The organism is Mycobacterium sp. TH-M106 (assembly GCF_057473765.1).
Window position 1 is genome coordinate 1 of the sequence record NZ_JBYCLE010000519.1, and the last position, 6,349, is coordinate 6,349.

The 6,349-nt window shown below is 68.4% G+C and carries 6 protein-coding genes; 5 read left to right on the forward strand and 1 reads right to left on the reverse strand.

From position 1 onward, the window contains the following. On the forward strand, nucleotides 1-698 hold a 698-nt coding region (locus tag AC2VOP_RS18140), incomplete at its 5' end, for a transketolase-like TK C-terminal-containing protein (RefSeq protein WP_486962253.1). 16 nt (nucleotides 699-714) lie between these two features. On the opposite strand, the gene AC2VOP_RS18145 is transcribed toward AC2VOP_RS18140, so the two are convergent. Further along, complete coding sequence (locus AC2VOP_RS18145; protein ID WP_486962254.1) at nucleotides 715-1,857, reverse strand: PecA family PE domain-processing aspartic protease; 1,143 nt, start codon at nucleotides 1,855-1,857, stop codon at nucleotides 715-717. Nucleotides 1,858-2,206: 349 nt separating this feature from the next. On the opposite strand from AC2VOP_RS18145, the gene AC2VOP_RS18150 reads away from it, so the two are divergent. The 4 genes from AC2VOP_RS18150 to kasA all read left to right on the forward strand — a co-directional run bounded on the left by AC2VOP_RS18150 (nucleotide 2,207) and on the right by kasA (nucleotide 6,343). Next, the gene (locus AC2VOP_RS18150; protein ID WP_486962255.1) at nucleotides 2,207-3,565 is read left to right on the forward strand and encodes a PucR family transcriptional regulator; all 1,359 of its coding nucleotides are present in this window, start codon (nucleotides 2,207-2,209) and stop codon (nucleotides 3,563-3,565) included. A 141-nt stretch (nucleotides 3,566-3,706) separates the two neighbouring features. Beyond that, nucleotides 3,707-4,681, forward strand: coding sequence for an ACP S-malonyltransferase (locus tag AC2VOP_RS18155; protein WP_486962256.1), 975 nt, complete (start codon nucleotides 3,707-3,709; stop codon nucleotides 4,679-4,681). Between the two features lie 97 nt (nucleotides 4,682-4,778). Then, complete coding sequence (gene acpM / locus AC2VOP_RS18160; protein WP_486962257.1) at nucleotides 4,779-5,087, forward strand: meromycolate extension acyl carrier protein AcpM; 309 nt, start codon at nucleotides 4,779-4,781, stop codon at nucleotides 5,085-5,087. 2 nt (nucleotides 5,088-5,089) lie between these two features. Further along, on the forward strand, nucleotides 5,090-6,343 hold the full coding sequence (gene kasA, locus AC2VOP_RS18165) for a 3-oxoacyl-ACP synthase KasA (protein ID WP_486962258.1): 1,254 nt from the start codon (nucleotides 5,090-5,092) through the stop codon (nucleotides 6,341-6,343). Nucleotides 6,344-6,349: the final 6 nt, after the last annotated feature.

A 6,349-nucleotide genomic window follows, 5' to 3' on the forward strand; every position in this document is an offset into this window, starting at 1 on the left:
TCATCGAAAGCGGGCTGGCCCGGATGTACGGCGAGAACCCGGAGAACGTGTACTTCTACATCACCGTCTACAACGAGCCCTACCGGCAGCCGGCGGAGCCGGAGAACCTGGACGTCGAAGGCCTGCTGCGCGGCATCTACCGCTACCGCGCGGCCGGCGAGAAACGCACCAACACCGCCCAGATCCTGGCGTCCGGGGTGGCGATGCCCGAAGCACTTCGAGCTGCCGACCTTCTCGCCGACTGGGACGTGGCCGCCGACGTGTGGTCGGTGACCAGCTGGACCGAACTGAACCGTGACGGGGTGGCCGTCGAGCGACAGAGGCTACGCCACCCGGACCGTCCGGCCGGGCAGGCGTACGTGACCCGGGCGCTCGCGGGTGCGACCGGTCCGGTGGTCGCGGTGTCGGACTGGATGCGCGCCGTTCCCGAGCAGATCCGGCCGTGGGTGCCCGGCAGCTACGTGACGCTGGGCACCGACGGCTTCGGTTTCTCCGACACCCGGGCGGCCGCGCGGCGCTACTTCAACACTGACGCCGAATCGGTGGCGGTGGCGGTGCTGGACGCCCTGGCCCGCGACGGTGCCATCGACCCGTCGGTGGTGATCGCGGCGGCGCGGCAGTACCGGATCGACGACGTGCAAGCCGCATCCGAGCCGGAGGTACCTTCCGCTGGCGGGGGGACACCCGGACCGGCCTGAGCCTGACGGCCTTTCATCACGGTGGTGAGTTAGCCGGCCCGTAGAAGGTCATAGCCCCGCCATCGGCGTTGGAGACGTACACCGGGGTGTCCACGAAGGCCGCATTACCGGTGTTCATAAAGCCTGACATTCCGTACAGCAGTTTCAGGAACCAGTTCGGAAGGATGCTCATGCTGCCCAGACCGCCCGCGGCGGTGTGCGAGTAGAGCAGAACGCCATCCTGGGTAGAGACGGAGACCGGTGTTCCGGCCGGGAGTTGCCCCAAACCAAGGAAAGTGGTCGGGTAATCGTCGGCGATAGGTGTCGGAAGCCATCCACCCTTGCCGCCGCTGTCGAAAACCGCCGCAACGTCGTGCTTGGGTCCGTCACCGAGCTGGACCTGGATCTCGTCAGGGTGCTGCGGGTTGCCGACGAACGGCGCCCCGTCAAGGGTGGCGACCGGGCTCAGCCCGTCCACAGTGGCGGGCTCGGGACCGAACACCAGTCGGTCGCCAGGTTCGTCGATCAGCACGCCCTCACCGAGGTCGCCCGGCAGGTTCGTGGTCACCAGGTTGCTGCCGCCTGCGTTCGGCCCGATACCCAAAATGCCGTCGACGGGTGCACCGTCGAGGCGCTGCGCGGCAATGACGGACAGCGGGAAACTGAACACGACGGCATCGACGGTGGCGTGGTCGTTGACGATGCCATTGCCGAAATCGACCGTTGTGGGAACGTCGAGGCCGACGTTGAACCCGGCGGCGAACCTCGTGATATCGATGTCGCTGAGACTGAAGTGCCGCAGCCCGTCGAGGATGACCCTCGGCGGCAGGTCCCAGATCGAGACTTCCAGGCCCTTGGATCCGGTGTCGAGCGCGAGAGGGATACTCGGCCCGCCGCCGAGGGAGACGTCGACCACCGGCTGGCCGGTGCCCACGCCTTCGACATGCAACGGCGCCGACGCCGTTTCGCCTGGCGCGTCGAAGGCAACCGCCGCCGCGGCGGGAGCCGGGTCGAAGCTCAGGCCGTGCCAGTTGGCGGGGTCGACCACCGCAGCCCAGTCAGCGGGGTCGAGCAGGTCAGCAAGCAGGTCATCGACATCGGCATGTGCTAACGGTGCATCGCCCAGCGGGGTCAGCCCGAACGTCAGAAGCGCCCCGACTGCCGCACCGGCCCCAGTCACCCGGCGGCCACGGCGGCGGGCGGCAAAGCAACGCCGACCAGGCCGACCAGGCTGACCATGCGGACTCTGGGTCAGATCCAGTCGCTGCTCATCACCGCGCGAGCGCACACCGACGACTCCCTCCGAAGGTAGGTCTGCCACACACCGCGTCGTGCGCCAAAAACTTCAAGCACTCTAACTACTTCCTGCTCATGGCGGCAAGCGCCGTGGCGAGCGCACCTCGGACCAGAGCGTCCAGCTTCTCGGCTTCCCGAGCGCACGCCTGCCCTACCGCCCACCGACACGACCGACACCGACAACGCCACCGAACGTGGATGATCTCTCCAGAAAAGTCGCGTAACTTTTAGTCATGCCTGACAAGGGTGCTTCGGATGCTTCGGGTGCTTCGGATTCTGTCCTGCCCGGCTTGCCGAGCTCCACGCTGGACCTTTTGCACGCTGTCCCGGAGAGCCTGCTGCGGCGGCTGAAACACTATTCGGGCCGGCTGGCCACCGAAGCGGTGACCGCGATGGGCGAACGGCTGCCGTTCTTCGGCGAGTTGGAGGCGTCCCAGCGCGCCGACGTTGCGCTGGTGGTGCAGGCCGCCGTGGTGAACTTCGCCGAGTGGATGCACGCCCCGCAGAGCAACATTGCCTACACCGCGCAAGCCTTCGAGCTGGTACCGCAGGATCTGACCCGGCGCATCCCACTGCGCCACACCGTCGACATGGTGCGGGTCACCATGGAGTTCTTCGAGGAAGTGGTGCCGATGCTGGCCCGCTCCGAAGAGCAGGTGACCGCGCTGACGGTCGGAATCCTCAAGTACAGCCGCGACCTGGCCTTCACCGCCGCCTCCGTCTACGCCGACGCGGCCGAAGCCCGCGGCACCTGGGACAGCCGGATAGAGGCCAGCGTGGTCGACGCGGTGGTGCGCGGCGACACCGGCCCCGAACTGCTGTCCCAGGCGGCCGCGCTGAACTGGGACACCACCGCGCCGGCGACCGTGGTGGTGGGCACCCCGCCACCCGGGCCGGACGGCGTGTCCGGTCACAAGGCCAGCCAGGACGTCCGAGTTGTCGCAGAACGCCACAGCCGAGCCGCACTGACCGACGTGCACGGCACCTGGCTGGTGGCGATCGTGTCCGGCCCGTTGTCGCCGACCCAGAAGTTCCTCCCCGACCTACTCGGCGCATTCTCCGACGGGCCGGTGGTGATCGGCCCGACCGCGCCGACGCTGAGCGCCGCCTACTACAGCGCCAGCGAGGCGATCTCCGGCATGAACGCCGTCGCCGGCTGGGCCGGGGCGCCGCGGCCGGTGCTGGCGCGCGAACTGCTGCCCGAACGCGCACTGGCAGGTGACGCGTCGGCGATCGCGGCGCTGCACACCGACGTGATGCGGCCGCTGGCGGACGCCGGGCCGACGCTCACCGAGACGCTGGACGCCTACCTGGACTGCGGGGGTGCGATCGAAGCCTGTGCCCGCACGTTGTTCGTTCATCCAAACACCGTGCGCTACCGGCTGCGGCGGATCGCCGACTTCACCGGTCGCGATCCCACCCAGCCGCGGGATGCCTATGTGCTGCGGGTCGCCGCCACCGTGGGCCGCCTGGCCAACCAGGAACACCAATCCAGCGCCAGCAACGGTGCTGTCACGCCGGTCGCCGCCGGAATCGTCGAGGAACCTGTCGGCGGCGTCCGCCAGACACCGCAGGCCCGCCGAGCCCGGTGAGACGCCGCGGCGTGAATCGCAGTCAGGTATCGAAAGGGTCGCATCGGAGAGCTGTTTTGTAGGGTCTCCACAAAAGAATAAGACAATGTTCATGATCGGTTACATCGTGCAAATCGACGTTCACAATGTTCTCTTAAAGATGTGATCGCGTTGCTCGCGCCCGGACAGGGATCGCAGACCCCCGGCATGCTGTCGCCGTGGCTGGAACGGCCCGGTGCAGCCGAGCAAATCGCGGCATGGTCGCAGGCCAGCGGCCTGGACCTGGCCCGACTAGGCAGCACCGCCACCGCCGAGGAGATCACCGACACCGCGGTCACCCAACCGCTCGTGGTCGCCGCCACGCTGCTGGCGCACGCGGAGCTGACCAAGCGTGAGCTGCTCGGCGGGCCCGGCGGGCTCGGCGGGCCCGGCGGGCTCGGCGGGCCGGGCGGGCTCGGCGGGCCGGGCAGCGACAAAAATCTGGTCGTGGCCGGCCACTCCGTCGGCGAGATCGCCGCCTACGCCATCGCGGGCGTCATCACCGCCGACGACGCCGTCATGCTGGCTGCCACCCGGGGCCGTGAGATGGCCAAGGCGTGTGCGGTCGAGGCGACCGGAATGTCCGCGGTGCTCGGCGGCGACGAGACGGAGGTCTTGGCCCGGCTGGAGCAGCTCGACCTGGTTCCGGCCAACCGCAACGCCACCGGCCAGGTCGTCGCCGCTGGCTCCCTGACCGCGCTGGACAAGCTCGCCGAAGACCCGCCCGCCAAAGCCCGCGTTCGTCGGCTGGCCACCGCCGGAGCGTTCCACACCCGCTTCATGGCCCCCGCGCTGGACGGTTACGCCGCCGCCGCCGGTAAGGTCAGCGTGGCCGAGCCCGCCGTTACTCTGCTGTCCAATTTCGACGGTCAGCCGCTGCCGTCGGCAGCGGCGGCGATGGATCACCTGGTCGCGCAGCTGACCCGGCCGGTGCGCTGGGACCTGTGCGTCGAGACGATGCGGCGGCTGGGGGTCACGGCGATCGTGGAACTCCCGCCCGCGGGCACGCTCACCGGCATCGCCAAACGCGAACTTCGGGGGGTTCCCGCGCACGCGGTGAAGGCCCCGGCAGACCTGGACGGGTTGCCGGAGCTCTAACCCGACCGCTTCCCTGCCAGCACAACCACATACCCCCATATACGCCCACGTCAACCACGACCGTCCATGAAACACAACCGATAACGAAGGAGCCGTAGTGGCAAGCACGCAGGAACAAGAACAGATCGTCGCCGCCATCGCCGAGATCATCGAAGAGGTGACCGGCATCGAACCGTCCGAGGTGACGATGGAGAAGTCGTTCATCGACGACCTGGACATCGACTCGCTGTCGATGGTCGAGATCGCCGTACAGGCCGAGGACAAGTTCGGGGTGAAGATCCCCGACGAGGACCTCGCGGGGCTGCGCACCGTCGGTGATGTGGTGAATTACATCCAGAAGCTGGAGGCGGAGAACCCCGAGGCCGCCGCGGCGGTGCGCGAGAAGTTCACCGCGGAGAGCCAGTGACGTTGTCGGCCCGGCCTTCCACTGCCAATGGCGGTTTCCCCAGCGTTGTGGTGACCGCCGTCACGGCCACGACGTCGGTCGGGCCGGATATCGAGAGCACGTGGAAGGCGCTGTTGGCCGGCGAAAGCGGCATCCACGTCCTCGAGGACGAGTTCGTCACCAAATGGGATCTGCCGGTCAAAATCGGCGGACACCTCAAGGATCCGGTCGACAGTCACATGGGCCGGCTGGACCTGCGGCGCATGTCGTATGTCCAGCGGATGGGCAAGCTGCTGGCTGGCCGGATCTGGGAGAACGCCGGCGCCCCCGAGGTGGATCCAGACCGGTTCGCCGTCGTCGTCGGCACCGGGTTGGGCGGAGGTGAGAAGATCGTCGAAAGCTACGACCTGATGAACGAGGGCGGCCCCCGCAAGGTGTCGCCGCTCGCGGTCCAGATGATCATGCCCAACGGCGCCGCCGCGGTGGTCGGCCTGCAACTCGGCGCCCGCGCCGGGGTGATGACCCCGGTCTCGGCCTGTTCGTCGGGCTCGGAGGCGATCGCTCACGCGTGGCGGCAGATCGTCATGGGCGACGCCGATTTCGCGGTCTGCGGCGGTGTGGAAGGCGGCATCGAGGCGCTGCCGATCGCGGCGTTCTCGATGATGCGCGCGATGTCGACGCGCAACGACGACCCGGAGGGGGCGTCGCGGCCGTTCGACAAGAACCGCGACGGGTTCGTGTTCGGTGAGGCCGGCGCGCTGATGGTCATCGAAACCGAGGAGCACGCCAAGGCCCGCGGCGCCAAGCCGCTGGCGCGGTTGCTGGGTGCCGGCATCACCTCCGACGCCTACCACATGGTCGCGCCCGCGCCCGATGGTGTGCGGGCCGGCACTGCGATGGTGCGCGCATTGGAGTTGGCTGGCCTGTCCGCCAGGGACGTCGACCACATCAACGCCCACGCGACGGCCACCCCGATCGGCGACACCGCGGAGGCCAACGCAATCCGCGTCGCAGGGTGTGAGCACGCCGCGGTGTATGCACCGAAGTCGGCGCTGGGCCATTCCATCGGGGCGGTCGGCGCACTGGAGTCGGTGCTGACGGTGCTCACCCTGCGCGACGGGGTCATCCCGCCCACATTGAACTACGAAACACCGGACCCGGAGATCGACCTGGACGTGGTCGCGGGGGAACCCCGCTACGGCGAATACTCCTACGCCATCAACAATTCGTTCGGTTTCGGTGGCCACAACGTCGCGCTAGCGTTCGGACGCTACTGAGGCCGG